This window comes from Pueribacillus theae (assembly GCF_003097615.1).
GTDB classification, from domain to species: Bacteria; Bacillota; Bacilli; order Bacillales; family UBA6769; genus Pueribacillus; species Pueribacillus theae.
The window spans coordinates 11848-37188 of sequence record NZ_QCZG01000027.1; the positions used below are offsets into that span (position 1 = coordinate 11848).

Genomic DNA, 25341 nt, shown 5'->3' on the forward strand with positions numbered 1-25341 from the left:
TATACAACAAAAGTGACGACCATAGCATTCGCATTCTAAAAACTCGAAGTAATCGTTCTAACCCTTTATGAATGGCATTTCATCTCTAACTCTTGAAGATTCTAAGGGTTCAGGGTATAATTTCATTAGAATAACATAAAGATAAAAAAGAACCGAGTGCTGTAACACTCGGTCGCGCAACTACATGCCGCAACAAGAGCGGCTGACCAAGAAATCTAAGTATTTACAGAAAAAGTAACTACCCATTATCCGTTGGTCGCGGCTGGGCGGTTACTTTTTTCTGTGTTTGACGACCACAACAATTGTAAGAACTCCTATCAAAACTAACCTTAAAGTAGTACTTGTTTATATCCAATCCTACAGAAATGTACTTTAATCTAACGCTTTAAAATAGTGAATAATTAATCATTATCTCGCCACTACTTCTTTCTTTTATTGCATAACAGAAACCAATTCAACCGATTGTATTCCTTGTTCTAAAGGTACCTCACACTCAAAGTCTACTTTGACCCACCAGTGCGAATGAGACTTTTCGTTTAAATAGACGACACGAACTAAAGGTGACGCACCATTATCTATTAAGGAAAAGATTGCTTGACTATAAAAGTTAGGAACATAGCCAAGTTTTATTCCGCCCGTTGTGTAAATAGCCACTGCATTTGGATCATAATCGTTTGTTGGTTCTTGTATTAACTTCAATGAACTATTCTCATTTATCCTGGATGCCCATCCATCAGGTAAATGTTGATGGCGCATTCCATGAATAAAAAAGCTGGAATGTAATTTTCCATCTTTTTCAAGTCGAAGAGGCTGTTCAAATGAGTACGTATCACTGGCTAATCGTCCACGTGTTGCTTGAAGTATATCCATTTTACTTGCACTTTCATTTAATCCCAAATCAGTCAAAATAGCATGGAAGTCCGAACGATCAGACGATGGGATACGCCGGTCAAATGCTGGAAATAGTGTTTTTGAGCGATATACTTTATCTATTTTTGGAAATGCTGGATGAATCATATAACCACGCTCTATAGCGTCCCCTAGCTTTCGTTTACCAAATTGTGTTGATGTATAAACAAATTCATAGTGATCATCATAATGGGAAAGTGTTCCTATATGATAAAAAAGGCGACTATTTTCATCTTGCCAAACAACAAGAAGTGTTTTAACCTCACTCATAACATTCTCCCTCCTTTTGAATCCACTCCAAAATTTTTTCCCTTCGATATGGTACTATAAGCTTTAACCAATTCTTTTGTACCTCACTTAATAATTCAAGCGATTGAATGAACTGTTTATATCTATCCAAGTCAAAATTCTTCAGTCTTTTTACACTATTCGCTAATTCATTAGAATAATGAATTTGAATATATGCCAGTAAATCCCTTGCTTTTACATATTTTCTTTCAAACAATCCAGCTTTTACTTTTGTATTTCTTACATATTTATTCAGCTTTGCAACATCTGAAACCATTTCCATTAGTTTTTCATCTTCAAATCGAAAGCCAAGTGAAGCACCATTATCATATATTGGTGAAAATTTTACTTCTGTATCAAAATATAAAATTAACCAGTTAAAAGGATGTCGATCTTGATTGCCAATAAGAATATCAAAAACCAGCATATTAAGGAACTGCTCTTTAATAGTTGCCCAATACTCAAGCTTGCTAATCATTTGAAATCCAGCGTCAATAAGATCGATATTTTTTAAACGGGACTCTTGTAATTCATTATATCCTTCAACTAAACTTGTTAAAAGGACACCGCCCTCTTCATACATTTTCGCTCCGAATTCATCGACAAAATTCCGAAGCAAACAACCTCTTCTTCCATTTCTAATTACGATTTCAACCTTCATCATTTCTAAGCCGAAAATCGTGCCGATTTGAGCTGCAACAAATTCAGTAATATCTTCCCAAGAAACACCAACTTTAACCTTTCTTGGATATTTAATTAAATATTTCAATTGATTTGGGGACTTGAGTTCTTCCTTTTCCAGCGTACTTTTACCACCGTAACCAATGTGTTCCCAATCACTAACATCCTTCAACATGATTACCGTCCCTTTTAAGATACTTATGTTAAGGTTATCATATAAAGTGAAATAAACATATAGTCTTTACTTATGCACTCGATTCTACAGATATGGAAGCTCATTAGTTCAACAATTATTCCACCCTTGAATTTGATTTTTCTTTCGTATTGTAACCATTGTGCGAATGTCTCAATATACAAAGGTCATTCACTTCCAATACTGAATGAATGCATAATAAAACAGCCATTGACCCTGATTAAGGATCATTGGCTATTAATGTTGAAATTGAATGTAGTGGAGACTGACCAAAATGCCATCATTCGGATAAGGAGGCTGCTTTTATGAAAAAATTTGACGGAAATATCGCAAAAGTTATGAAAGAAATTATCAGCGATGGAGAAACAGTCATTGAAATAGACGGAAAGAAGTATCACTTTTCTTTAATTGAAGAACCGGAAACAACAGTTTCAGAAGATATCGAATACGACCTGGATTTAAAACAAAAATTACTTCAAGCAAAAAAGGACATATTGGATGGAAAAACTTACACATCAGAAAAAGTCATTGAAATGATTCAGCAAGGTAAATTATAAATGAAGTTGGAATGGACAGAACAAGCCTTAAAAGTTTTAATAATATCTTTAAATTTCAGAATTGCCACTAAAAATCTCGATTAAAAAATCTTTTTCATATTGATGTTGGAAAGTTTTTTAGATATTTCAGGAATATATTTTTCTAATGCATAATCTATATTGTCTCTTAAATTATCTTGCCAATAAGATTCATGACATAAAGATGCCCCTGTTTCAACCGACCATCTCCACTCCGGAATACTGACTACATATGAATTTCTACATGTCCCATTAATCATAACATTTTCTGTTATATTAGAAACTACGATATTCACCTTATACGTATCGCCTTCCAAGAATAATGGAATAACCTTTACCCTTTCTTCCATCTCTTTTCCTCACTTTCAATAAATTCAAAAGAGACCCTAGCAAAGCTAGAGTCCCATTCAAATGTAATATTAACGAAGAAGTTGTAGTACGCCTTGTGGAGTTTGGTTGGCTTGCTTTGCCGCTATGTCTTTCGATCATAGAATAGACTATATCTTCACCCTATATGTTTGATAGGGGCTGGGCACTTCGAATGATTTTCATCACCCTACGAATCTCATTACCGTAGCTTTTCGCGTTAGGTAGTACATTCTAGTCGTTGAACGTTCTCCAAGATTTCTCTACAGGAGCTTCGCTGCTGATTGTCCATTGTTTCATTGTCTTGTTTTTCAAACCGTCACGTTTACCGTTTCCAGTTTCGTTGTGGTACAAGACACTTTAGGATGTTCCAGCAATTCACCCAGTTATGTTCTAACCTGTTACCAGATTAGACGCCCGTTCACAACATTACCTTAGAAGTTGTAATACTCCTTGAGGGCTTTGTTGTGCTTGAGCTAACATTGCTTGTGCCGCTTGAGTTAGGATGTTGTTCTTCGTGAACTCCATCATCTCTTTCGCCATCGTGCGAACATTTGCTTTCACAAGTGACTAGACTATATCTTCACCCTCTAGCAATCTAGTAGGGGTCGGGCACTTCGGATTCCAAGGGTTTGCGACTTCCTTGTTCACCTATGGATTTCATCATCTTGAGCTAAAAGCTTTTAGATGGTATATCCTAGTCGTTGAACCTTCGCCAGGCTTTCGCCACAGGCGCTTGGCTGCTGATTGCCCAATCTCATCTTTTTTCAAACCTTCACGATTGTCGTTTCCGACTTCGTTGTGGTAAGACAAGCTCTAAGGGGGTTCCAGCAATTCACCCGATCATAATCACTAACCGTTACCAGTTAGGACGACTATACCTCATACTGCTTTAAGCAGCTTCGGTATGATCAACGTCACGAATACGTGATTCTGCAGCTGTTAAGTTTTCTGCTGAAGCACCTAAGTTATTAATTGTATGATCTAAACGGTTTTGTACTGCTCCAAGTTTAGCACGTTCAGCAGAAACTGAATCAATTGCGTTTTGAATTACAGTGATTGCTTTTTCAGCACCTGTAGTCGTAGTTACATCAATTCCCTTTACTCCCAAATTGGTTGCATCCATTGCATTAATACTTACGCTCATAGATTGACCTTCGTTTGCTCCAATATGGAAATTCAATGATCCATTCACTGTAATAGTGGTGGCTGCAGTATTATCTCTAAGTTCGAATGATAGACCATCAGCGTCACCGCCATGAACAGTAACTTTGTTTCCATCATAAGTTAAGCTTGCGCCAGTGCCGAAATTACTTGTTGTTAGACCTGATGCATTAGTACCTGATGTTTCTAACGCATTGTCACCAGTATAATCTACTCCCGCAATTATGTCAGCACTCTCAGCAACTTTTAAGCTAGCTGAACCTCCTACATCTGCACTACGAATACGGAAAGTACTATCTTCACCTTCAAAATCAGCCACAACTCCAGAAACACTTGCGTTAATTTTATCCGCTAAATCTTGATAAGTATCCGTACTTGCTACAGCAATATCTATCCCGTTAATTGTTAACGTTCCTGCACCTACAACCGTTGCGGATGCAGTCGCACCAGTTGCAGTTTCAGTAGCAGCATGAGTAGCTAAGGTTGCATCGTTTGCATTTACATTATAAGTACCTTGTTTAGTGTTAGGACCAGCACTTGCCAAACCAATTTGTGTACCATCTCCTACACTTAAACCACTTGCACCATTTAATAAATTTTTGGTGTTAAATTCAGTAGTGTTGGCAATTCTATCAATCTCTTCAATAAGTTGACTAATTTCCTTTTGAATTTCATCTCTATCAGATGCTGTATTCGTATCGTTTGATGCTTGTACAGAAAGTTCACGCATTCTTTGAAGGATTGCATGAGTTTCGTTAAGTGCTCCTTCTGCAGTTTGTATCAAGCTGATACCATCTTGTGCGTTCTTGGAAGCCATTTCTAGACCTCTAATTTGCCCACGCATTTTCTCAGAGATCGCAAGTCCAGCTGCGTCATCTCCTGCACGGTTAATCTTTAGTCCAGAAGAAAGTTTTTCTAGTGAACTTGATACCGCATTGTTGTTAGCAGTTAACTGACGATGTGTGTTAAGTGCTGAAATGTTGTGATTGATAATCATTCCTTTTCTACCTCCATATAGTTGTTTTTAGCCCACGTCCTTGTGTGACTGTTGAGCGGTAGAATCTTCTTGATTTCCCTGCTCACTTTTTATATCGGCAGTTGATTGAAATAGTTTAATTGTTTTTTAATCTTCTATCATGTTTCGATAAAAATTCCAAAGGGAAGGGTACAACCAACGAAAAAAAGGAGGTTTTTTCAATGAACGCAACTTATGAAGAATGCATCAAAGCTTGCCTTGAATGCACGGAAGCGTGCAATCATTGCTTTGACGCGTGCTTGAGTGAAGAAGATGTGAAAATGATGGCGGAGTGCATTCGCCTTGATCGCGAATGTGCGGATATGTGCGCGTTTGCTGTGAAGGCGATGCAGTCAAACAGCCCTTTCGCAAAGCAAATCTGTGAGCTATGCGCGACAATTTGCGAAGCGTGCGGCGAGGAATGCAAAAAGCATGACCACGAACATTGCCAGCGTTGTGCAGAAGCGTGCTTCAAATGTGCAGAGGCCTGCCGAAAAATGGCTGCTTAACATACAGAAAGCGTTCACTCCAATTGAAGGAATGAACGCTTCTTTTATATTTTTCAATGAAAGTTCAAAAAGGAGGAAAAAAAGAACCGAGAAGTTCGAGGAAGCAAAGTTCTGAAGAACGCAGCGACGAGCAACACAACTATGACCCGCTGCGAGTTGCACCGAGGAAGCACGCTTCGGAGCAATGCTCGTAGACGCAGGTGCATAACTCCTTTCAATTACGTGAGTACCGCAAGAACGAAGCTGACAAAGAAATTCGACAGTTATTTTTCCCGCACTTTTTGAACTACCGATTTAAACGGCCACCAAACGCCATTTCCAAATGACACTGTAATTGCCGGAATCAAGAGCGGCAAAATGATAATGCCGTACAAAAGCAATCCAGTGATAACAATGGTCGCAATTTGAATAAGGCTTAAAACTCCTGAAGGAATCATCGCGCCAAATGTTCCGGCGAGAATGATCGCTGCAGTTATAATAACGGTTCCCATTTTCGCCATCGAAACGGTGAGAGCCTCTTGCACATCCAAGCCGTTCAGGCTTTCTTCCCTGAATCGGTCAAGGAGGAAGATGGAATAATCTACACCAAGCGCAATCAACATGACATATCCGAAGAATGGCATGGCCCAGGTTATGCCGTCATAGCCAAGCCAATTTACGAAAATAAGCTCCGCGACGGATACTGATGTAAAATACGTGAGCGCAAGCGATCCAATCATATAAAGCGGCATGATGATCGAACGGAACAAAATCGCCAAGACGAGAAAGAGGCTGATGAGCATAATCGTTACTGTACGCGTAAAGTCGTTCGACGAAATGTCCTGAAGATCGGCATTCATGCTTGCTACACCGCTGTATGCTAATTCCGCATCTTCAAACGGGGTTCCAATAACAGCACGTTCAACGCTTTCTTCAATAAGTTTTACGGTATCGATGGCTTCAGAAGAATACGGGTTGTCTTCAAGGATAACTTCAAACAAAATCCCCGTTTCCTTGCCAAAAGTGTACCGTTCAATCACAGGCTCAAAGTCTTTTTCTTTCAATGTGCCTTCTGGAATAAAAATGCCTGTGTCCCGAATCCCTTTCGAATGGCTCATCTCTTCCATTGTAGAGGCGATCTCTTCCAAGCCTTCGCTGATTTCGCCAAGCCCTTTGTTCGATTCGTCGACACCTGATGAAAGGGAACCTAACCCTGAGCTCAAGCTTCCGACTTGCCCGCCTTGGCTTTCAATTTGTCCTGCAGCTTGGTTGATGCCTTGGCTGATTTTTCCTAATTCTGGACGAAGCGCTTCGAGTCCCCCAACCGCTTGCTGGGCAGGCATGCCTTGCTGTAAGCCGCCGGATATGGAGCCGATTTGTTCATTAATTTGCCCGATTCCCGCTGCTGCCTGTTTTAATTGTGTCCCGCCTGATGAAGCTTGGGATCCTGAAGGAAGGCTTGATGCAGCGTTATTTAATCCATTTTGCACTTGTTCGAGGCCTTTTTGCACTTCTGAAAGACCTTCGTTCGCATCACGAAGGCCGTCTGCCATCAATCCTAGTTGATGATCGATGTATAAGTCCTCGATCATCTCGCCAGCCGGACGTGTAATTGTCCTTACTTGCTTCACACCTTCGACTTTTTCAATTTCACGGCTGATTCCTTCGAGATAAGGAACATCTTTCTCATTCACCATTGCTTTGTCTTTTTTCAAAATGACTTGAACAGGAAGTGAATCCCCTTCCCCAAAACCAGCCGAGATGGCGTCAAGCCCTTTCACAGATTCATAGCCTTTGCCGATTTCGTCCACTGTGTTGTACGATAAATCGTTATCATACGTGAACAAAAGCGGGATTGCAATAACAGCGACAATTAGGATTGAAAGGAGCGGCCTCATGACGGACACTTTACTGAAAGCAATCCAAATCTTGCTGTCTTGGTGTGATGCCGCTTTTTTGGAAGGCCAAAACAATTTATCTTTTAACATTGCCATGAAAAACGGAAGCACTGTAAATAGCACAACAATCAGAACGGCAATACCAACTGCGACACCGACCGCCGATTTAAAAATAGGAAAGTCAGCAAAACCAATCGCTGCAAAGCCGATAAATACCGCCAGCCCGCTTATGGCGAGGGTCCGGCCCGCTGTTTTGTATGTGTTGACGATGGCATCTTCCACTTCATGCCCAGCGAGCAGTTCTTCCTTGTACCGGCTTAACAGCAAAATGCAGTAATCTGTCCCAATCCCGAATAACACGGCGACGAGAAAAATTTGCGTGTAATTTGATACCGGAAAGCCGAACCAATCAATGAAATACGCGACGATCGATTGGCTAAGAAGATATGTGATCCCTACAGCGATGAGAGGAATGAATGGTGTGACGAGCGACCGGAAAACGAGAAGCAAGAGCGCGAATATAAGAATGACCGTAATCACTTCTGTCCGTTTTAGCCCTTCCTGTGCGCTAACATTCACATCATGGTTAATTAAGGCTTCTCCCGTTAAATAGACTGTTTCATTTTCCGGTAAAATTTCTGAGCGGATTTTGTCGGCCAAGTCGACAATCTCGTCATCTGAGCCGTTGACTGTAATGGGAACGAGCACTGTCTTCCGATCTTCTGAAACGAGCTGTTCTTCCATTTCTTCGCTTTCAAACGGTTCAAGCACGTCCGCCACAGGCTCACCAAGCGCTTTTATCTTCTTAGCCGTAGCCGTTATTTCTTTCTTTAACGGAGCGTCGACTTCTTTTTTTAACGGATAAACGAGTGACAGCGTCTCTTCCGCCGCACCAGCTTTCTCCAGAATATCTGCTGCTTTCGATGAAGCCGCATCATCCGGAAGCTGGAATGTTCCCGCTTCCTCCGCCTGTTTTGTTAAATCCGGCGAACTGAAAAATAATCCGATTGAAAGTGAAATGAGCGCAAAAACGATGATCCACTTGAATTTTAAAATAAACCTCAACCGCTACATCCCCTTTAATTTCAAAATGTCTTTCAGTTTTTGAAAAATGAAAAGGAATTCGTCTAATTCTTTTTCATCTACTTTTCCTAAAAATAATTTTTCGATACTTTGATAGATGGCTTCATCTGAAATTTGAACAACTTGCTTTCCTTGCTCTGTAAGGCTAATCACCTTTGAACGGCGATCGTGTTCATCAGATTCCAAGCTGATTAAGCCTTTTTCTTCAAGCTTTTTAATCCGGTTTGAAATGGCGCTTTTATGGACACCTTGAAAATCAGCAAGCTGCGCACTCGTCGCCTTTCCATGGGCAGAAAGAATTTTCAGCACTTGGATTTGTTCTGGCGAATATTCTTGCCAAAGCGGGAGATCCATCGATTTCATGACTCGTTCTGTTCCGTAGATCATAACCTCTTCAAACAAATCGATGGCTTCTTTCAGTTTTTCTTTCAATTGGTTTACCCCCTAAACTAATTAACAGTTTAGGGGGTAAACGTTTTTGTGTCAATGCATATTTTTATCCCTTGTTATCTGGACAAACAATGATAAAATGGAAGCAATACGATGAATTGACAATTTTCTCAATTAATTAATGAAAGGAGAATAACCAATGTCAGGCCAACAGCCATTTGACTTAATCTTAAAAGAACTCCAGAATGTCAACCGCCGTTTAGAACATATTGAAACGGGGCAAAAAGAGTTAACAGAGCGTGTAGGCAATATTGAAAACGAGCAAAAAGAACTAAGCGAGCGTGTAAGCAGTATTGAGAATCGTATGAGCAATATTGAAAACGGGCAAAAGGAATTAACCAAACGTGTGAGCAATATTGAAAATGGACAAACAGAACTGACCAAGCGTGTAGGCAATATGGAAAAAGGGCAAACAGAACTGGCCAAGCGTGTCGGCAACATAGAGAAAGGACAAAAGAAATTAACCGTCGATGTGGGTAATCTTGAAACTGAATTAAAAGATTTCCGAACTGAAACGAAAACGGCTCTCCAAATTATTATGACAGGACAACAGGGAACTAGAACTGAAATGACGCAACGTTTTAAAGAAGTTCAACATACCCTTGGCCACCTTGAAACTGATATTGCGTATAACTTCCAAAAGACCGCACAGCTTGATTTAGAAATCTACCGATTGAAAAAGCAATAAGCCACTAAAAATGATGCACGCTGTTAAAATGACTTCATCAATTTCCTTGTCTTTTCATCATATCCTCATTCATCGCACCGATAACTTTGTATTGGATTAAACCGTTTTTATCTACGAAATAGCTTGTTGGATACGCCATAATTTGGTAAGTATCTGTTGCTTCATTATTGATGTCAAGTACAACAGGAAAAGTAACGCCCAATTTTTCGATAAATTGATTGACCCCTTTTTGACTGCTTTCGGTCGCTGTCATATTCACCGCTAAAATCGTGAAATTTTCATCTTTATTTTTATCGTAATACCTCTGCATATCCGGCATTTCCGCACGGCATGGCGGGCACCATGACGCCCAAAAGTTAAGAATGGCATTGTTTCCTCGAAAATCAGATAATGTTACTGTTTCACCTTGCAATGTTTGAAGTGTGAAATTTGGCGCAAGGTTGCCTTTATTCAATCCAACTGCAACTCCTTGTTCTTCTTTGGTTGAAGAACCATTTGTTTCCATTTCATTCTCTATTGGCGTTTTAGCTGATTCGCTCGAAAAATCATAAATGCCCCAGCCAATCAACCCAATTAAAAGTATGTATGGCATTAATTTTTTCAAGTTAAAAAACCAACAGAATAAAAGAATAAGTGCAAATGCGCTCTGATAAAAGAGAACATTAGAATAAGGCCAAGCAAAAAGCGCAGCCAAGCCTTGATTAATCCCCACAGCCGACACGACTGCTGCCACCGCAAACTCAATAAGTTGGCGAAATGAAAGAGTATCACGTCTGCTCTTATAGTAAAAATAAGCAAAAGCTGCAAGTAAACCGAGAATGGCACCTTTTCCTCCACCCGTAAAATACAGTTGGGAAAGAGGATTTTTTACAACTGCCATTGGGTGAAACAGCGAATAGCTTAGCTTATACACGACTAAAAATAGGAAGAAAGCATTCCATAAAAGATCAAGAATTGAAAGTTCGACTGCTTTTATTTTTACTGCGATTCGCAAAATAATATACGTCATGATGATCGTAATCATATAGATTGCCCATTTCTGTTGGATAATTAACGGCCCGATAACCCACGCATCTCCCACTGCAACTCACCTCTTCTTCTATCATAACGCCATTTTGTTAAGAAAGCATAAAGAAACGAAAGGACTTTAAGCAGCCCTTTCGATGGATAAATCTTATTTTATTCTTTAATCCATTCCCATGCCTGTTCAAGTTCATCTTTCTCAAAATGCTTCGACTGGATGCCAGGCAAATATTTGCCTATGTTCGTCATTCGTGCAACCCATTCTCTGTCACTTACGACAGCCAGCTTTTGCAACTGCTTCCACCGCTTCGCATCAAATTTAATGCCTTCCATCATTCCTTTGACTGTCGAGCCTTCCACCTCATACAATATCGCCAAAATATTAAACGGTTCTTCTGAGCGGAACAGCTCCTCCACTTTATTATCCAAATTCTCCGCGTCTTCTTTCGTTGCTTTGCCCTCAAATTGTATCGCAATGGTTTTCTCATCTTTGCTAGGGAGAAAAGATAACATAACCATCCTCCTCTTTTGGAATATAATCCTATGTAGCAAAAATTCCCTTCTTTTCTTCATTTGAAACATTCAGAATACCCAAATTCAAAGTTTAATATGTTAATGTAATAATATAAATGAATAAGGTTGTAAAGGAGAGGGCGTATGATTTTAGCGATTGTATTGATTGCCATTGTTGTACTTTTAGTTATTTTTTTCATTGCTTCTTACAATTCACTTGTGAAATTGCGCAACTGGATCAAAGAAGCGTGGAGCCAAATTGACGTTCAATTAAAACGCCGGCACGATTTGATTCCAAATTTGGTTGAAACGGTGAAAGGCTATGCCTCACACGAAAAAGAGACGCTGGAAAAAGTCATCCAGGCGAGGAACCAACTTGTTTCAGGAAGCCCGCAGGAACGTATTGAAGCCGATAACCAGCTGCAAGGCGCGCTTCGATCCCTTTTTGCGTTAAAAGAGGCGTATCCGGATTTAAAAGCGAACCAAAACTTTTTGAAGTTGCAAGAGGAATTGACATCAACCGAAAACAAAATTGCCTACTCAAGGCAGCTCTATAATAAAACGGTTGCGCAGTACAATATTAAACGGGAAACTTTTCCTACCGTACTTATTGCAGGAATGCTCGGATTCCAGCCACATGAACAGCTGTCCATTCCTGAAGAAGAGCGTGAAGTTCCACAAGTTTCTTTCTAATTAAGGTGACATACGATGCTCTATAAACAGATTGAACAAAATAAACGAAAAACGATCTGGCTCATGCTTCTATTCAGTTTGACTGTAACCGCACTTGGATGGGGTGTAGGCTACTTACTCAATGGCGACTATTATTCCGGGCTTATTATTACATTGGTCATTCTGGCTTTCTATCTTCCGACGACATACATGACGGCGAATTCCCAGGTGCTAAGCATGTCCGGCGCAAAGGAAATTAAAAAAGAAGACAACCCGATGCTGTTTAATATCGTCGAAGAGTTGTCCATAGCAGCCAACGTTCCGATGCCAAAAATCTATATTGTGGATGATCCGGCGCCAAACGCCTTCGCGACAGGGACAAAGCCTGAAAATGGCAGTGTTGCCTTCACGACAGGGTTGCTGGATAGGCTGAACAGAGAAGAATTGGCTGGCGTCGCGGCCCATGAACTGGCACATATCCGCAATTACGACATCCGGCTTATGACGATTTGCATTGCACTTGTCGGAGTCATTGCCATCATTGCCGATTTCGGTTCACGCATGCTGTATTTCCGCGGCGGCAGAAGCCGGAACCAGAAAACGCATCCTGCATTACTAATCATTGCCTTAATCTTGATTATTTTAGCTCCGCTTGCTGCGCAATTTGTCCATTTTGCGGTGTCACGAAACCGCGAATATTTGGCAGATGCCTCGGCTGTTGAATTTACACGAAACCCGACAGGCTTAAAAAACGCGTTACTAAAAATCAGCCAAAGCCCGGAAGAAGTGAAACAGGCCAAAGACGCAACGGCAGCCATGTATATTTCAAATCCGTTTAAGAAAAAAAGAAGAAAAAGCAGCTTATTTGCCACACACCCACCGATTGAAAGCCGAATTGAACGGTTGGAAAAGATGTAATCTGGTAGCAAACAAAGACAGGTATTCCTAATTTCACAGAAAGGAAGGTGCATATGGAAGATAAGAATGAGGTGTTTCCCCCGAATAATCATAAATCCTCAACCGGTTTGGAAGAAAATATCGCCGGGCTGCTCTGTTATTTAGGGACTTTTATTACAGGTATTATTTTCACGATTTTGGAAAAAGATAGCCGGTTTGTCAAATTTCATGCGATGCAATCCATCGTTGTTTTCGTCTCGCTTTGGATTGCAGGCTTTGTCCTTGGCTTTGTTCCTTTTGTTGGATGGCTTCTTAGCATGCTTGTCTCTTTCCTAGGTTTCGTACTATGGATCGTTCTTATGGCCAAAGCTTACCATCATGAACGCATTCGGATTCCCATTGCAAGCGATATCGCGGATACTTTATTGGAAAGTTTTAATGGCAAAACGAATACGTAACCCTGCTCACTTATTGCATCCGCTATTTGTTACGTAACGAAAGTAACCGCCTCACTGATTGAATATCGAAAGGCGGTTGCTTCTTTACAAAATGAGTGTTCTGAATTTCAATTGGCTACCAATTCCGCCATGCAGCTTTCCCAAAATTGCTCCTTCATTTCGAAATTGATGATTGATCAGCATTTTTTTGAACAGGTTCATCTTTTAATGCTGCGCAAAACGCGAACACAAGTGATCCAATTAAAACAAGAAACGGGGCATAAAACACCAAGAAGTTTTGCATGTAAAATTCTCTCCTTTTTATGGATGGTAATCTGAATCTCCTCGGACATAGCGTTTGTTAAATAAAAACAAGCGTAACAATAAGTATAAAGAAGGCAGTAACAAACAGAGCCCTGCAATAAATGCGACAACAAGGGAAATGGCCATCGCCCGATTTGTAAAGCTATCGTAAATCGTTAATAGCGGATACAGTAAATATGGATAGTGCGAGATCCCGTAAGCGAAGAAAGCTAAGGCAAATTGGCCGACTAATAGGACAAACGCCAAGCCGTAACTCCTTCGATTCCAAATGATCCATACCGTACTGAGAAATAAAAGAAATGAAAGGCCAAACATCCACCATAAATCAATCATCCGATTGAAATGTTCGAGATTGTGTCCCCTAAGTTCTACAATAATTCCTGACGCTGTAATTATCATTGGCAAGGCCCAAATCAGCGCGTATTTACGCATTAATGCAGTCGCTTCTACATCCTTTGCTTTATTGGCATACCATGTCAAAAAGACAGAAGAAATGTAAAGGACAGCCGTAATGCTTAGAAGGACAATACTCCACGTAAGCGGACTTTTAAAAAGTGTCCAGTAATCTAAAACGGGCTGGCCGTCAACTAATGAGACAAACCCGCCTTCTGATATTGTAAAGACAATGGATAGAGAAGCGGGAATCAGAAGCCCACTCAGTCCATACATAAAAGAATACCCTTTGTGCCCTCTTGCTCCATACGTTTCAAAGGCATAATATGACCCGCGGATTGCAAGCAAAAGAATGGCAAAGCTAGCAGGAACAAGTAAAATCGTTCCATAGTAGAAGGCTGTTTTTGGGAAGAAGCCGACAATCCCTACGAAAAAGAACACAAGAAATACGTTTGTCACTTCCCACACCGGCGAAAGGTAGCGTTGAATAATATTCGTAAGAATCTTTTGCTTTCCAACGATCAAACTGTACGCGTTAAAAAAGCCTGCCCCAAAATCAATCGAAGCAACGATCACGTAGCCAAACAGAAACGTCCACAAAACAACGATACCCAGGATTTCTAAATTCACGACGTGGCACCGCCTTTCTCCGCTTTGCGATCCTCAATTTCACGTTCTACAGGATTCCGGCGAAACATCCGGCTTAATACAACAATGCTTCCAATTCCCAAAATCAAATACAAGCCAGCGAACAAGATGAGCATCTTGTCAACTTGGTTGCTCGATGTGGCAGCTTCCGCCGTTCTCATCACTCCACGCAGCACCCATGGTTGTCTGCCAACCTCGGCAAGCCACCAACCGGCCTCGATGGCAATAACTGATAACGGGCCTCCAAGCACGATCAGCCAGCGATACCATTTGGTTTGAATAAATGCCCAACCTCTTCTCGTCCCCAACCAGAAAACAAGCGATAAAATGACCATCCACACCCCGATCGTCACCATAATGTCAAACATATAATGGATAGATAGCGGTGGAATTTCATCATCTGCAAATTGATCAAGGCCAACAACTTCTGAAGAAGGGAAGCCGTGCGCCAAAATGCTAAGCGCACTTGGAATTTTGAATGCGTACTTCACTTCGCCATCATCAAGGACACCGTATAAGATGAGCGGCGCATTTTCTTCCGTTTCAAAATGCCATTCTGCCGCCGCTAGCTTTTCTGGCTGATATTCAGCTAAATACTTCCCTGAAAAATCACCAATCACCGCGGTAGCAATCGAAAAAATCAAACCTAATTTCATTGTCAAAAATAACGCTTTTTTATGATAAATATGATTCGAACCTCTTAGAAGGCGAAAAGCAGCAATCGAAGCTAAAATAAACGCCGCGGTCATATATGCTGTTGCCACCACATGGGCTACTTTCGTCGGCATGGCCGGGTTGAACATCGCAACGAGTGGGTTAATATTGACGAGTTCACCGTTCATGATTTCAAACCCTTGCGGCGCATTCATGAAAGCATTTACCATCGTAATAAAAACAGCAGAAAATGAAGCGCCGATGGCTACAGGTATGAGGAGGAGAAGGTGTTTTCGCTGATTTTCAAAACGATCCCATGTATACAAGTAAATCCCCAAAAAAATAGCTTCAAAAAAGAAAGCGAATGTTTCCATAAATAACGGGAGAGCGATCACATGACCGGCAAGCTCCATGAAATTCGGCCATAAAAGCGAAAGCTGCAATCCGATGGCAGTCCCTGTCACAACGCCGACTGCAACAGTAATGACAAACCCTCTTGTCCATCTTCTTGCTAATAGAATGTAATGTTCATCATTCTTTTTAATTCCAACCCATTGCGCGATCATAATCATGAGCGGGACCCCTACGCCTATCGTCGCATAAATAATATGGAATGAAAGCGTAAGTTCGGTCAACACTCGGCTGTAAAACAATGCGTCCTCATTCAGCATTTCCGTTCCATCCTTTCTTATTACCTGAAGACTCTGGAAACTAAAGAGACTAACAAAATTGCCGCCACTGCAAATGCAAGGATAATCAACCAACGCTCATGTTTCTTATACAAAGCTCATCACCTCTACTATAGTATAGTACCCCCTTTTCATGTCTTTGAACGAAAATCTTGTGAAAACCGGATGAATTAAAATAAAAGGTTTAAAATATTGTCAAAGTGGAAGATGAGTAAGAATGATCTTTATTAAAAGGAGACAAAAGGAATGAAGAAATATTTAATAATATTTTCAATAACCAGCCTAGCTATCTTGACGACTGCCTGTGGAACGCCCGAAAGAAATCAAACGACAGAAGATCCTGTGCAAACGGGGCAGGGTTCGAATAATGAAGAAGTGACAAATGGCGCAGCGAATGAAGCGCCAAACCAAGAGGATATGCAAAATAAAATAGATGAACTTGATTACACCGATTTTGAGTTAGAAGTTGAATATGCAGACCATAAAGAATATGAAGCGGAAATCGAAAAAAGCAAGCACGATCAAACCATTGATGCAGAAATCGAAGACGATATAAACGGTGTGAAGAAAAAAGGGGAAGAAGCCTTTAATGAGCTCTACCCACTAGTGAAAAAGCTGACAATTGATAAACAGACAAGTAAAGAAGATGCCATTAAAGAAACATTAGACGTCTTTGATCTATCGACAGACTATAAAAAAATTGAAATCGAGATTACATTTAATGACGGAACAAAAATTGAATTTGAAGATAGGAAGTAAAAAATTTTTTGAGATGACTTTATCACTATATTAGCTTGTCATCATGACGTATGAAATGATAAACACAACCATCACAAAAGCAATAGTGACCCCTGTAGCAATCCCTATCACGTTCACATTTTTCGTGTAGCCAGCTAAATCCTCAGCTGATTTTGCATGGTCAACCTTTTTAATGTGTAGGAGTAACTGAATATTGACCATTGCAATGACCACCAAGAATATCACAATAAGTGCTGGCATAATATCCTTTTCAAACATCGGATCTGTCGACCCATGAGTCCAATAAAACTGAAAAAGCATAAAGCCGCCTAATAGGAATTGTACAATAACACTTGTTTTACGTTGTTTTCTCCATTCATCTCCCATTTTTTCTTTCTCGTAAATGGCTACTTTCTCAAATATTGGAATGATGGATCTTGTCGGATTTCTTTTGAAAAATCCTACGGTAGCCTGAAAAAATAACCAAGCGCCTAGGACAAAAAACATCTCTGCCATTGTTACAGGGAAATTACTGATCACAGTGAAATAGATGGATAATAAGCATAACAGGAGAACGTTTGTAACAAACAGCTGCTTCTTTCGCATTTGTTTTATCTTGATTTTATCCAACTGCAACCCCCTCCCAATGAAGAACCTAATAACCTTTCGATTTGTTAATCTCTAAACTTTTCAGGATGCTCCACCCGAATTGAAACAACTTCCCACAATTCAAACAAAATGTGCAAACTTTATTTGAACCCAATGAAAGTTTCTTATCTAACGGTTTAATCGACATAAGATCCGTACCTTCTGCAAATTCACTGCCATTGCATTTTGGGCAATTCTTTTCCCTTTTCATCAATTCACCCAGAACATTGGATGTATTTTCCTCTCATTTTACCATCATTGTAAGAATTTTAAATCCCCTTCGATTAACAAAGGGGATACTGTCGTCATGAAATGTTTTTCTTCATTACTAATTGATTCTGTTGAATGTCAATCACTTTTAGAAAATGATCATGTTTTACATTAACGGTCTTAAAGCTTCGCTTGTCATGATCATCTATAAACATTAGAACACGTTTATTTGCATTATCCGTCAAAATTCGGACTTCGTAATCGGAAGGATTAAATTGCCCCTCATCAATGGATTGAAGGTCTTCATAATCTTCAGTTGTTGTAGCGACTTTCGCTTTCTCTATCTCCTCTTCTTTTTCAGTTACGGTCTCATCAACAACCCCTTTCATCGCTTCATTATCTGTTTCCTCAATCAACTCATCCCAGGTATGCTCATCAATGTGCGAGCCGGTTGATCCTTCATTCTCCTTAACCACTTTTTCACTCTCTGTGTTCTCGTTCGAACAGGCTCCCATCAAACTTAGAGAGAGAGGCAATAGTAGAATAGCAATTTTTCGCAAAACGTTAACACTCCTTACAGTCAATATTCTGATTGCACTTCATTCAGAATAACATGTAAAAAGAAAAAAACCTTGAACAAAGTAGTACGTTTAGAATCGGCAAATCGCCTAGCATTTATTTGTTAACGTTTTATAGCTTCTCACGAATGTTGCAGAAAATTTTTCAGGTTACCCAGATTGATTCACAGCTATCGACGAACGAGGGCGGGTCTCACGGAACCATTGATAGCACAGGATGAAAATGATCATAAGGTCAATTGCATCCCCGCCGTAATACATAATCATGCCGCCTGCCTCAGCTTCTGTCCGCGCCACACCATTCGGTGGATAAGCATAAATGTATTTTGATAAAATCTGGTGTCCAGCTAAAGCAAAAATGAAGGCAATCGACCGAAAGATAAAGCTAAACCGATGGGCTATAGGATCAATATAAATCATCGAGGCTGTAAATACATAACCGGCTAGAAATACATGAAGATGTACGAGAACATGCAAAAGAAAATTTTCCCCCATTGCCTCATATAAATTAGTCGTATACAAGACCCAAAGGCCTCCAATATTCAAGAAAGATGCAACGATAGGATGATGAACAATACGCACCGGCCAGCTCCTTAGCAGCTTCGATATGCGGCGCGCAGCCGCAACGCTGACTGTTCGCAAAAGAAGCGTCATAGGCGCCGCAAGAACAAATAAAAGTGGAGCCAGCATTCCAAGCAATAGATGGCCAACCATATGAACGGCAAAATCTGAATGGGCGCGAGCCGCAAGAGGGCCAACCACAGCTGCCGCTGCGCTAAAAACACCAAGTATCCATAGAACATAGCGATAAAGCGGCCACGTTTTTAAATGCTTTCGTGCACTAGTTGACAGCCCGGCCCAAACATAGATAACAATCAAGCCGATGAATAGAAAGATAAAAATGTATTCGAAGGGAAAGCCCATGCTGTGAGCAAAATGTGCTTCATTCAATTCAATCCCTCCTCCGCTCTTTCGCGCTGAGAGTGAACAGAACGATAGTCCCTGCTATGATCAATACGATAGCAATTAAATTCCAGATGATATCATACATCAAAACGTTTTCCACATAACGAATTTGATGGATGCGCATGATTTTATGCTGAATAATTCCGTCGTATAACTGGAACGATCCGGATCCAAGCAAGACACCGCCCCACCATCTCGTAAGCCTTACAGCGTGACGGCGGCGGAGATCAGCAAATAGAAACAAGCCTCCAATTGTCGCAAACCAGCTAAACGCATGAAACAGCCCGTCAGAAATTAATCCTACATTTGTTGTCGATTTATCGTAAAAATGATGCCAATTCAAGAGTTGATGAAAAACAGCCTCATCTAGAAAAGCAATCATCCCAAGTCCAAATAAGAAGCCTGATAAAATATTCCGCCTCGAAAAAGAAATACGATCAGTTTGATCAGCACTCCCTTTCATCCTCCGATACGCCCCTTTCTACATATCATTATTACTTAGTTTACCCTCCCAAACTTCCTGTAAACCGCGTTGAAAAATAATAAGGAGCTAAGAAAACCGTTCTTGGGAATGTTCATTAATTTGGCGGAATTGAAACTGTGACGAGGAATTTTTCAATGTTATACTTTCATTGTTGGAGATGATAGGCGATGCGAATTCAAACGAAAATCAATACATCTTTTCAAGAAGCTGCACATTTTATCCACCGTTGTTATGAAGAACTTGGCATGCCACAAAACAAACAGAAGGAACGCATAGAAGAAATTCGAAAAGAAATTTTAGAAACGGGGACTTACACCCATACGACATTCGAACTTGAACACGGTGCAAAAATGGCATGGCGCAATAGCAATAATTGCATTGGACGGTTGTTTTGGAATACACTGCGTGTATTTGACGAACGGGAGGTTACAACAGCCGAAGAAGCTTATAAAGCACTCACAAGACATATCGATTATGCAACAAACGGAGGGAAAATTCGGTCAACGGTTACCATCTTCCCGCCTCGAAAAGATGGACAAGATCCAATGCGAATCTGGAATCATCAACTTATACGCTACGCAGGCTATGAGGAGGAACACAACGTAACCGGAGATTCGACTTCAATTGAGTTTACTAAATTGTGTGAAGAGCTAGGATGGAAAGGGAGAAGGACTTCATTTGATGTTCTTCCGCTTGTCATTCAAATAAAAGGACAAAACCCTCAATATTTTACGATCCCGGAAGAACTTATAAAAGAAGTGGACATTACCCATCCTCAACTGAAAGGTTTTACTGAATTGGGAATAAAGTGGTATGCAGTTCCAATTATTTCAGATATGCGATTAGAAATCGGCGGCATCCACTATCCAATGGCTCCTTTCAATGGCTGGTATATGGGTACAGAGATCGGTGCCAGGAATTTGGCGGATGAATACCGCTATAACCTTCTTCCTAAAGTTGCAGAGCTTATGGGTCTTGAGACGAAATCAAACCAGTCTTTGTGGAAGGATAAAGCGCTCGTCGAACTAAACGTTGCAGTATTGAGTTCTTTCAAAAAAGCGGGTGTCACCATCGTCGACCATCACACCGCAGCTAAACAATTTAAAAGCTTTGAAAAAATTGAAGAACTAAAAGGAAGAGATATTACAGGAAATTGGACTTGGCTAATTCCACCGCTCTCTCCTGCAACGACCCACATATTCCATCAGTCATATCATAATGAGGTTGTAAAACCTAATTTTTTCTACCAAGAGCATCCATACGTCGGCATACCATAACAAATACTTATTCGCTGAATACCTGCACTGCTTTTAAACCTTGAAAGATACATTGAAACCTTGTCTTAAAAAGCTTCCCCAAAAAATTGGAGGAAGCCTTTTTTTATACCTCGGGTGTAGGTGTCGGTTCCGCATAGCCTTCTTTATATTTATCATCAATTATGCTTCGAATGTCTTTCACTGGCTTTCCTTCATTAAACAGAACAATCGATTCTGCGGCAATATCCAGGCAAGCCTGGCATCTCGTCGCATGGTCATCCCATACAACAGATCCATCTTCCTTGTTTTCATGGATAAAGCAGTCATAATTATCCTTGTGCCCAACCGTTTCTCCGCATCCACAATAACAAGGGATTTGCTCCAGCAAATCTTGATGTTGTGCGACCGCTGTATAAACCATCTTCATATCGTCTGATTTGTTGTTTAAAAAGGCTGGAAGCTCACTTTGCGAGACGGTCTCTTCCCTTAAGTCCTCCATCACATGAGAACCTTCTTCATCATGCCGTTCTTTATCATGATTTGTTGAACAAGCCCCCAGCAAACCAACTGAAAGAAGCAATAGTACAATAGCTATTTTTCGCAAAACGTTTCACTCCTTTGCAAATCGATGCTTTTATTGTAATTCATCCAATCGATCATTCAAAATAAAAGCGTGAACAAATTCTTACGATTTAAAGTCATCCAACAACTAAATGCAGACTCTTCCGTTTTGTTTACTTGATTTTTCTCGGTTCACCAGCCATGCATGGCTGGTTGCATTATTCGCTTGTTCCTCTGCCATTTCTTATTTCTTGCATTGTAGACGCAATTTGTTCTTCCTGCACAAAAAAAGCTCCCAATGTTTATTGGAAGCCGTTGTCTCTTTAGTTCATCTTAGGAAGGATTTCTTTTTTTGCTGCCGCAATCATTTTTCTTCGTTTTTAAGTGAAATAGACTCAAGAATAAGACCGATTTCGTCCTTTCAATTGAAGCATTCCTTTGTTCCCCTCGTTTAGCGCTTCCTGCACTCGATTTAAAAATAAACCGGCTATTTTTTCATGATATCCCATATGCTTACAAAGGATAAACGTTTGATTCCTTGATTCTATGCTTTTTATTTTCTCCTCTAATGACTTCATTAATAATCCGGTGAAAAGCAAATAAGGTACAATAAAAATTTGCTTCGCATCGCTTTTTATTTCTTGATGTAAGCCCTCGTGAAGATGCGGTTCTGCTGCAGCAAGGTAACAGACATTAATCGATGCGACATTGAGCTTTTTGCTCAAACGTTCTTTTATTTTATAAAAATCAGCTAGAACGCTAGGATCACTGCTCCCCCTGCCGACAAGCAACACCCGGGATTCGGGCAAAATCCGGGTTTGCTGTTCTTTTATCCGCTCAACCAATACATCAATCATTGATTCGTGTACGCCAAATGGGCGTCCATATGAAAAAGACACATGGGGAAACGTTTCTTTCGCTTTTGCGATTTCTTGTGGAATGTCACGTTTGGCATGTCCAGCTTTTAACAATAGAATCGGAACGACCGCAATATGTGTGGCGCCTTCTTCGATACATTGAGCGATCCCTTCTTGAATCGTCGGCTTTGCCAACTCGATAAAACAAAGCGTTTGGATAGGGACATCGACCCGCTTCATCATTTTTTTGACGAAAACGCTTGTTTCCTGAACTGCCTCTTTCATTCGGCTTCCATGCGCAACATACAGAACGGCTTTCATCATTCCCCACCTTCTTTTAAAGCACAGCACGTAATACTTGTTGTTCGTTCGTTTCATGCTGGAACCAGTTTAATTTTTCACCCAATTTTACGACGTCACCAATGATGATGATTGAAGGGTTTTGAATGTTAGATTTTCTTGCTTCTTGTACAATCGTTTCGAGTGTCCCAGTTACGTTAAGCTGGTTTTCAGTTGTTCCCCAATAAACAAGCACCGCCGGCGTGCCTGGATGCCGTCCATATTTTATAAGCTGTTCACATATGTATGGAAGCTTTTTTACCCCCATATAAATCGCAAGTGTGTCAATGCCTTTTGCGAGGCTTTCCCATTGGATATCGCCGTTATCATGACATTGATGGCCTGTAATGATCGCAAAGGACTGGCTATATTCCCGGTGCGTCACTGGGATGCCGGCATAAGCAGGCGCTGCGATGCCAGAGGTGATTCCCGGGATGATTTCATAAGCAATGTGATGTTTTGCCAGATGCTCTGCTTCTTCTCCACCGCGCCCAAAAACGAACGGATCACCGCCTTTTAACCTTGTAACAATCTTGCCTTTCAGTGCATGGTGTACAAGCAATTGATTGATTGTCTCTTGCTTGAGAACATGGAAATTTGGCTGTTTCCCGCAAAAAATCTGTTCTGCACCCGGTTTTGCGTAAGTGAGCAATTCGCCATTAATTAATCGATCATACAAAATAACATCAGCTTCTTTGATGGCGCGCAGCCCTTTTAATGTAATCAACTCGGGATCTCCCGGCCCCGCCCCGACAATATACACTTTTCCCTGTTCCATGGCGCCCTCCTTTTTTTAAAAGATAAGAAAGTTTAAATTGGCTCTTTCCAAATTTAGACCAATCTGGTTTCTGGCTTCCAGAAAAGAACGCGCAAGCGTTTTTTCTTAGGGTGTAAGCGCCGTTACGGCGCTATTATTCCTTCCGTTTTTAAGTATTGCATGACGATGTCGGAAGCTTCATCAATTGACAAACGATCCGTCTCAATCGTTAATTCTGGCTCGGCCGGCGCTTCATACGGGGAGCTAATCCCGGTAAAATCAGGAATTTCTCCGTTCCTTGCTTTTTTATATAAGCCTTTTGGATCGCGTGTTTCACAAACATCGAGTGCGCATTTGACATACACCTCAATAAATTCATCTTTGCGAAATAATGCCCTTACCCGATTTCGATCTTCTTGGAATGGGGAAATAAAAGCAGTCAAAACAATTTGCCCGCTATCGACGAACAGCTTTGCAACTTCACCGATCCGGCGGATGTTCTCTTTGCGATCCTCTTCACTAAAGCCGAGTCCTTTGTTTAACCCATGCCTAATATTGTCCCCATCAAGTACATAGCTTCTCACAAGGCTTTCGTGCAATTTCAAATCAATGGCATTAGCCAATGTTGACTTTCCAGAGCCTGACAACCCTGTCAGCCAGAGTACAGCGCTTCGATGGCCATTCAGCCTTACCCGGTCTTCCTTCGAAACAGCCGTTTTGTGCCACGTCAAATTACTCGTCATTCTGTAAGCCTCCTACACTTTCGTATCTGCTTTTTTCATTCCTTTAATCAATACTTCGATTACTTCCGGACGGCTAAACTCTTTTGGCGGGTACTCTCCATTCCGGAGCATTTCCCGAACTTTTGTCCCTGATAAAATCAAATGCTGATCAGCACGATGCCCACAAGTTTTTGAAGAAGCCATATTTTCGCAAGCCTTGCAGTAAAAGCTATGTTCAAATTTTAAAATATGAATGCCAATCTCATCCTCGAACTGGCTGATAAGCTCCTGGGCCTCGTAGGTTGCATAATAGTTTCCGACTCCTGCATGGTCTCTCCCTACAATAAAGTGAGTGCAGCCAAAATTTTTTCGGACGATTGCGTGAAAAATTGCTTCGCGAGGACCTGCGTACCTCATCGCTGCTGGAAAAACAGCGAGAAATACCCGTTCTTTCGGATAATAGTTTTCGAGCAGGACTTGATAGCTTTCCATTCGGACATCTGCCGGGATATCATCTGCTTTCGTTTCACCGACAAGCGGATTTAAAAATAACCCGTCGACCATTTCAAGGGCAGCTTTTTGAATGTATTCATGAGCACGGTGGACAGGATTGCGCGTTTGAAAGCCGACCACTGTCTTCCAGCCCTGCTTTTTAAAATGTTCTCTCGTTTCTTTTGGTTCAAGATGAAAAGCTGGAAATTCTTTATCCGGCTTTTTTATGAGAGTGATGGGGCCCGCAACGTATACATCTGGCCGTTCATAGAGCTTCTTAACACCAGGGTGGGCTGCATCTGTTGTCCCATACACATTTTCGGCTTCCTTTTGTTTATCTGGCACAAATATTTCGGTGACGTGAATGACGCCATAAACCGTATTTTGGTAGACAAGCTTCGCTTCCCTGCCAATACTTAATTCATTTGCCGTTTGTTCATCTGTCGGCAGCATGATCGGAATACTCCAAATCGTGCCGTCTTCCAATCTCATCTGTTCAACGACCGCATTGTAATCTTTTTCACCCAAAAACCCTGTAAGCGGGCTATATGCCCCGTTGGCGATTAATTCCAAATCACTTAGGGAAATGGAGTCAAGCTCAATTTTACTTTGAATATGCTTAACAGGGATTGAGACATCGAACCGGTTTATTAGTTTCCCACCATGTGGGACACTTGTTGCCATG

28 protein-coding genes and 1 pseudogene are annotated in these 25341 nt (G+C 40.9%); 8 read left to right on the forward strand and 21 right to left on the reverse strand.

The features are described from left to right. Positions 1 to 432: 432 nt before the first annotated feature. Together DCC39_RS12590 and DCC39_RS12595 are read right to left on the reverse strand one after the other, a co-directional pair. A complete protein-coding gene (locus tag DCC39_RS12590) occupies positions 433 to 1179 on the reverse strand; it encodes an HIRAN domain-containing protein (protein ID WP_116555259.1) in 747 nt (248 codons plus the stop codon). Next, entirely contained in the window at positions 1172 to 2053 is an 882-nt protein-coding gene (locus DCC39_RS12595; RefSeq protein ID WP_116555260.1) for a HipA domain-containing protein, read from the reverse strand. The genes DCC39_RS12590 and DCC39_RS12595 overlap by 8 nt, the downstream gene beginning before the upstream one ends. Before the next feature lie 323 nt (positions 2054 to 2376). Between DCC39_RS12595 and DCC39_RS12600 the strand changes: the two genes are divergently transcribed. Continuing rightward, positions 2377 to 2628 carry a hypothetical protein gene (locus DCC39_RS12600; RefSeq protein ID WP_116555261.1) on the forward strand — a complete coding sequence of 84 codons (252 nt, stop codon included), beginning with the start codon at positions 2377 to 2379 and terminating at the stop codon, positions 2626 to 2628. Between the two features lie 80 nt (positions 2629 to 2708). Here DCC39_RS12600 and DCC39_RS12605 read toward each other — a convergent pair whose 3' ends face one another. From DCC39_RS12605 to DCC39_RS12615, 3 genes and pseudogenes are all read right to left on the reverse strand, one after another. Further along, the gene (locus DCC39_RS12605) at positions 2709 to 2996 is read right to left on the reverse strand and encodes a hypothetical protein (protein ID WP_116555262.1); all 288 of its coding nucleotides are present in this window, start codon (positions 2994 to 2996) and stop codon (positions 2709 to 2711) included. A 445-nt stretch (positions 2997 to 3441) separates the two neighbouring features. Further along, positions 3442 to 3555: pseudogene (locus DCC39_RS12610) on the reverse strand (flagellin); the annotation flags it as partial. A 349-nt stretch (positions 3556 to 3904) separates the two neighbouring features. Continuing rightward, positions 3905 to 5173, reverse strand: coding sequence for a flagellin N-terminal helical domain-containing protein (locus DCC39_RS12615; protein WP_116555263.1), 1269 nt, complete (start codon positions 5171 to 5173; stop codon positions 3905 to 3907). A 200-nt stretch (positions 5174 to 5373) separates the two neighbouring features. Here DCC39_RS12615 and DCC39_RS12620 point away from each other — a divergent pair, with 200 nt between their 5' ends. Beyond that, positions 5374 to 5700, forward strand: a complete 327-nt coding sequence (locus DCC39_RS12620; protein WP_116555264.1) for a four-helix bundle copper-binding protein — start codon at positions 5374 to 5376, stop codon at positions 5698 to 5700. Between the two features lie 263 nt (positions 5701 to 5963). Here DCC39_RS12620 and DCC39_RS12625 read toward each other — a convergent pair whose 3' ends face one another. Both DCC39_RS12625 and DCC39_RS12630 read right to left on the reverse strand, forming a co-directional pair. Continuing rightward, on the reverse strand, positions 5964 to 8642 hold the full coding sequence (locus DCC39_RS12625) for an MMPL family transporter (protein WP_116555265.1): 2679 nt from the start codon (positions 8640 to 8642) through the stop codon (positions 5964 to 5966). Positions 8643 to 8645: 3 nt separating this feature from the next. After that, a complete protein-coding gene (locus DCC39_RS12630) occupies positions 8646 to 9092 on the reverse strand; it encodes a MarR family winged helix-turn-helix transcriptional regulator (protein ID WP_116555266.1) in 447 nt (148 codons plus the stop codon). Between the two features lie 157 nt (positions 9093 to 9249). Here DCC39_RS12630 and DCC39_RS12635 point away from each other — a divergent pair, with 157 nt between their 5' ends. After that, positions 9250 to 9798, forward strand: coding sequence for a coiled-coil domain-containing protein (locus DCC39_RS12635; protein ID WP_116555267.1), 549 nt, complete (start codon positions 9250 to 9252; stop codon positions 9796 to 9798). A gap of 37 nt (positions 9799 to 9835) precedes the next feature. On the opposite strand, the gene DCC39_RS19470 is transcribed toward DCC39_RS12635, so the two are convergent. Both DCC39_RS19470 and DCC39_RS12645 read right to left on the reverse strand, forming a co-directional pair. Further along, positions 9836 to 10879, reverse strand: a complete 1044-nt coding sequence (locus DCC39_RS19470) for a TlpA disulfide reductase family protein (protein WP_240613637.1) — start codon at positions 10877 to 10879, stop codon at positions 9836 to 9838. A gap of 98 nt (positions 10880 to 10977) precedes the next feature. Next, complete coding sequence (locus DCC39_RS12645; RefSeq protein ID WP_116555268.1) at positions 10978 to 11334, reverse strand: SpoIIAA family protein; 357 nt, start codon at positions 11332 to 11334, stop codon at positions 10978 to 10980. A gap of 144 nt (positions 11335 to 11478) precedes the next feature. Between DCC39_RS12645 and DCC39_RS12650 the strand changes: the two genes are divergently transcribed. Genes DCC39_RS12650 through DCC39_RS12660 form a run of 3 tightly spaced genes read left to right on the forward strand, consistent with a single transcriptional unit; the run spans position 11479 to position 13361 of the window. Continuing rightward, positions 11479 to 12027: a LemA family protein gene (locus DCC39_RS12650; RefSeq protein WP_165820866.1), complete on the forward strand. Its 549-nt coding sequence runs from the start codon at positions 11479 to 11481 to the stop codon at positions 12025 to 12027. Between the two features lie 15 nt (positions 12028 to 12042). Beyond that, a complete protein-coding gene (gene htpX / locus DCC39_RS12655) occupies positions 12043 to 12924 on the forward strand; it encodes a zinc metalloprotease HtpX (protein WP_116555269.1) in 882 nt (293 codons plus the stop codon). A 53-nt stretch (positions 12925 to 12977) separates the two neighbouring features. Further along, positions 12978 to 13361: a DUF4870 domain-containing protein gene (locus DCC39_RS12660; RefSeq protein WP_116555270.1), complete on the forward strand. Its 384-nt coding sequence runs from the start codon at positions 12978 to 12980 to the stop codon at positions 13359 to 13361. 154 nt (positions 13362 to 13515) lie between these two features. Here DCC39_RS12660 and cydS read toward each other — a convergent pair whose 3' ends face one another. From cydS to DCC39_RS12670, 3 genes are read right to left on the reverse strand one after another with little or no spacing between them, the layout of a single operon-like run. After that, positions 13516 to 13644, reverse strand: coding sequence for a cytochrome bd oxidase small subunit CydS (gene cydS, locus DCC39_RS19645; protein WP_276309919.1), 129 nt, complete (start codon positions 13642 to 13644; stop codon positions 13516 to 13518). A 17-nt stretch (positions 13645 to 13661) separates the two neighbouring features. Then, the gene (locus tag DCC39_RS12665; RefSeq protein WP_116555271.1) at positions 13662 to 14687 is read right to left on the reverse strand and encodes a cytochrome d ubiquinol oxidase subunit II; all 1026 of its coding nucleotides are present in this window, start codon (positions 14685 to 14687) and stop codon (positions 13662 to 13664) included. Beyond that, positions 14684 to 16030 (reverse strand): cytochrome ubiquinol oxidase subunit I, encoded by a 1347-nt coding sequence (locus DCC39_RS12670; RefSeq protein ID WP_116555272.1) that lies wholly within the window; start codon positions 16028 to 16030, stop codon positions 14684 to 14686. The genes DCC39_RS12665 and DCC39_RS12670 overlap by 4 nt, the downstream gene beginning before the upstream one ends. A 264-nt stretch (positions 16031 to 16294) precedes the next feature. On the opposite strand from DCC39_RS12670, the gene DCC39_RS12675 reads away from it, so the two are divergent. Then, positions 16295 to 16807 carry a YusW family protein gene (locus DCC39_RS12675; protein WP_116555273.1) on the forward strand — a complete coding sequence of 171 codons (513 nt, stop codon included), beginning with the start codon at positions 16295 to 16297 and terminating at the stop codon, positions 16805 to 16807. Positions 16808 to 16837: 30 nt separating this feature from the next. Here the strand turns inward: DCC39_RS12675 and DCC39_RS12680 are convergent, their stop codons facing one another. From DCC39_RS12680 to DCC39_RS12700, 4 genes are all read right to left on the reverse strand, one after another. Further along, on the reverse strand, positions 16838 to 17416 hold the full coding sequence (locus tag DCC39_RS12680) for a hypothetical protein (RefSeq protein ID WP_116555274.1): 579 nt from the start codon (positions 17414 to 17416) through the stop codon (positions 16838 to 16840). Between the two features lie 323 nt (positions 17417 to 17739). Then, the gene (locus DCC39_RS12690; protein WP_116555275.1) at positions 17740 to 18204 is read right to left on the reverse strand and encodes a hypothetical protein; all 465 of its coding nucleotides are present in this window, start codon (positions 18202 to 18204) and stop codon (positions 17740 to 17742) included. A 168-nt stretch (positions 18205 to 18372) separates the two neighbouring features. Then, on the reverse strand, positions 18373 to 19173 hold the full coding sequence (locus DCC39_RS12695; protein ID WP_407071856.1) for a cytochrome c oxidase assembly protein: 801 nt from the start codon (positions 19171 to 19173) through the stop codon (positions 18373 to 18375). Between the two features lies 1 nt (position 19174). After that, complete coding sequence (locus DCC39_RS12700; protein ID WP_116555276.1) at positions 19175 to 19651, reverse strand: DUF2243 domain-containing protein; 477 nt, start codon at positions 19649 to 19651, stop codon at positions 19175 to 19177. A 188-nt stretch (positions 19652 to 19839) separates the two neighbouring features. Between DCC39_RS12700 and DCC39_RS12705 the strand changes: the two genes are divergently transcribed. Further along, positions 19840 to 20949: a nitric oxide synthase oxygenase gene (locus DCC39_RS12705; RefSeq protein ID WP_116555277.1), complete on the forward strand. Its 1110-nt coding sequence runs from the start codon at positions 19840 to 19842 to the stop codon at positions 20947 to 20949. A 103-nt stretch (positions 20950 to 21052) separates the two neighbouring features. Here the strand turns inward: DCC39_RS12705 and DCC39_RS12710 are convergent, their stop codons facing one another. The 5 genes from DCC39_RS12710 to sat all read right to left on the reverse strand — a co-directional run bounded on the left by DCC39_RS12710 (position 21053) and on the right by sat (position 25340). Beyond that, positions 21053 to 21532, reverse strand: a complete 480-nt coding sequence (locus tag DCC39_RS12710; RefSeq protein WP_116555278.1) for a PCYCGC motif-containing (lipo)protein — start codon at positions 21530 to 21532, stop codon at positions 21053 to 21055. Positions 21533 to 21884: 352 nt separating this feature from the next. Then, positions 21885 to 22670, reverse strand: a complete 786-nt coding sequence (locus DCC39_RS12715) for a sirohydrochlorin chelatase (protein ID WP_165820867.1) — start codon at positions 22668 to 22670, stop codon at positions 21885 to 21887. Positions 22671 to 22683: 13 nt separating this feature from the next. Next, positions 22684 to 23463, reverse strand: a complete 780-nt coding sequence (gene cobA / locus DCC39_RS12720) for a uroporphyrinogen-III C-methyltransferase (RefSeq protein ID WP_116555280.1) — start codon at positions 23461 to 23463, stop codon at positions 22684 to 22686. A gap of 122 nt (positions 23464 to 23585) precedes the next feature. Continuing rightward, positions 23586 to 24185, reverse strand: coding sequence for an adenylyl-sulfate kinase (gene cysC / locus DCC39_RS12725; RefSeq protein ID WP_116555281.1), 600 nt, complete (start codon positions 24183 to 24185; stop codon positions 23586 to 23588). Between the two features lie 12 nt (positions 24186 to 24197). After that, on the reverse strand, positions 24198 to 25340 hold the full coding sequence (gene sat, locus DCC39_RS12730; protein ID WP_116555282.1) for a sulfate adenylyltransferase: 1143 nt from the start codon (positions 25338 to 25340) through the stop codon (positions 24198 to 24200). Position 25341: the final 1 nt, after the last annotated feature.

Excerpts from the sequence above, each read along its gene's own strand:
- DCC39_RS12705 (WP_116555277.1), top strand. The coding sequence starts at position 19,840 with ATGCGAATTCAAACGAAAATCAATACATCTTTTCAAGAAGCTGCACAT.
- DCC39_RS12715 (WP_165820867.1), bottom strand. The coding sequence starts at position 22,670 with ATGATGAAAGCCGTTCTGTATGTTGCGCATGGAAGCCGAATGAAAGAG.
- DCC39_RS12615 (WP_116555263.1), bottom strand. The coding sequence starts at position 5,173 with ATGATTATCAATCACAACATTTCAGCACTTAACACACATCGTCAGTTA.
- cobA (WP_116555280.1), bottom strand. The coding sequence starts at position 23,463 with ATGGAACAGGGAAAAGTGTATATTGTCGGGGCGGGGCCGGGAGATCCC.
- cysC (WP_116555281.1), bottom strand. The coding sequence starts at position 24,185 with ATGACGAGTAATTTGACGTGGCACAAAACGGCTGTTTCGAAGGAAGAC.
- DCC39_RS12620 (WP_116555264.1), top strand. The coding sequence starts at position 5,374 with ATGAACGCAACTTATGAAGAATGCATCAAAGCTTGCCTTGAATGCACG.
- DCC39_RS12600 (WP_116555261.1), top strand. The coding sequence starts at position 2,377 with ATGAAAAAATTTGACGGAAATATCGCAAAAGTTATGAAAGAAATTATC.
- htpX (WP_116555269.1), top strand. The coding sequence starts at position 12,043 with ATGCTCTATAAACAGATTGAACAAAATAAACGAAAAACGATCTGGCTC.
- cydS (WP_276309919.1), bottom strand. The coding sequence starts at position 13,644 with ATGCAAAACTTCTTGGTGTTTTATGCCCCGTTTCTTGTTTTAATTGGA.
- DCC39_RS12645 (WP_116555268.1), bottom strand. The coding sequence starts at position 11,334 with ATGTTATCTTTTCTCCCTAGCAAAGATGAGAAAACCATTGCGATACAA.
- DCC39_RS12675 (WP_116555273.1), top strand. The coding sequence starts at position 16,295 with ATGAAGAAATATTTAATAATATTTTCAATAACCAGCCTAGCTATCTTG.
- DCC39_RS12605 (WP_116555262.1), bottom strand. The coding sequence starts at position 2,996 with ATGGAAGAAAGGGTAAAGGTTATTCCATTATTCTTGGAAGGCGATACG.
- DCC39_RS12590 (WP_116555259.1), bottom strand. The coding sequence starts at position 1,179 with ATGAGTGAGGTTAAAACACTTCTTGTTGTTTGGCAAGATGAAAATAGT.
- DCC39_RS12670 (WP_116555272.1), bottom strand. The coding sequence starts at position 16,030 with ATGCTGAATGAGGACGCATTGTTTTACAGCCGAGTGTTGACCGAACTT.
- DCC39_RS12635 (WP_116555267.1), top strand. The coding sequence starts at position 9,250 with ATGTCAGGCCAACAGCCATTTGACTTAATCTTAAAAGAACTCCAGAAT.
- DCC39_RS12595 (WP_116555260.1), bottom strand. The coding sequence starts at position 2,053 with ATGTTGAAGGATGTTAGTGATTGGGAACACATTGGTTACGGTGGTAAA.
- DCC39_RS12660 (WP_116555270.1), top strand. The coding sequence starts at position 12,978 with ATGGAAGATAAGAATGAGGTGTTTCCCCCGAATAATCATAAATCCTCA.
- sat (WP_116555282.1), bottom strand. The coding sequence starts at position 25,340 with ATGGCAACAAGTGTCCCACATGGTGGGAAACTAATAAACCGGTTCGAT.
- DCC39_RS12650 (WP_165820866.1), top strand. The coding sequence starts at position 11,479 with ATGATTTTAGCGATTGTATTGATTGCCATTGTTGTACTTTTAGTTATT.
- DCC39_RS12700 (WP_116555276.1), bottom strand. The coding sequence starts at position 19,651 with ATGAAAGGGAGTGCTGATCAAACTGATCGTATTTCTTTTTCGAGGCGG.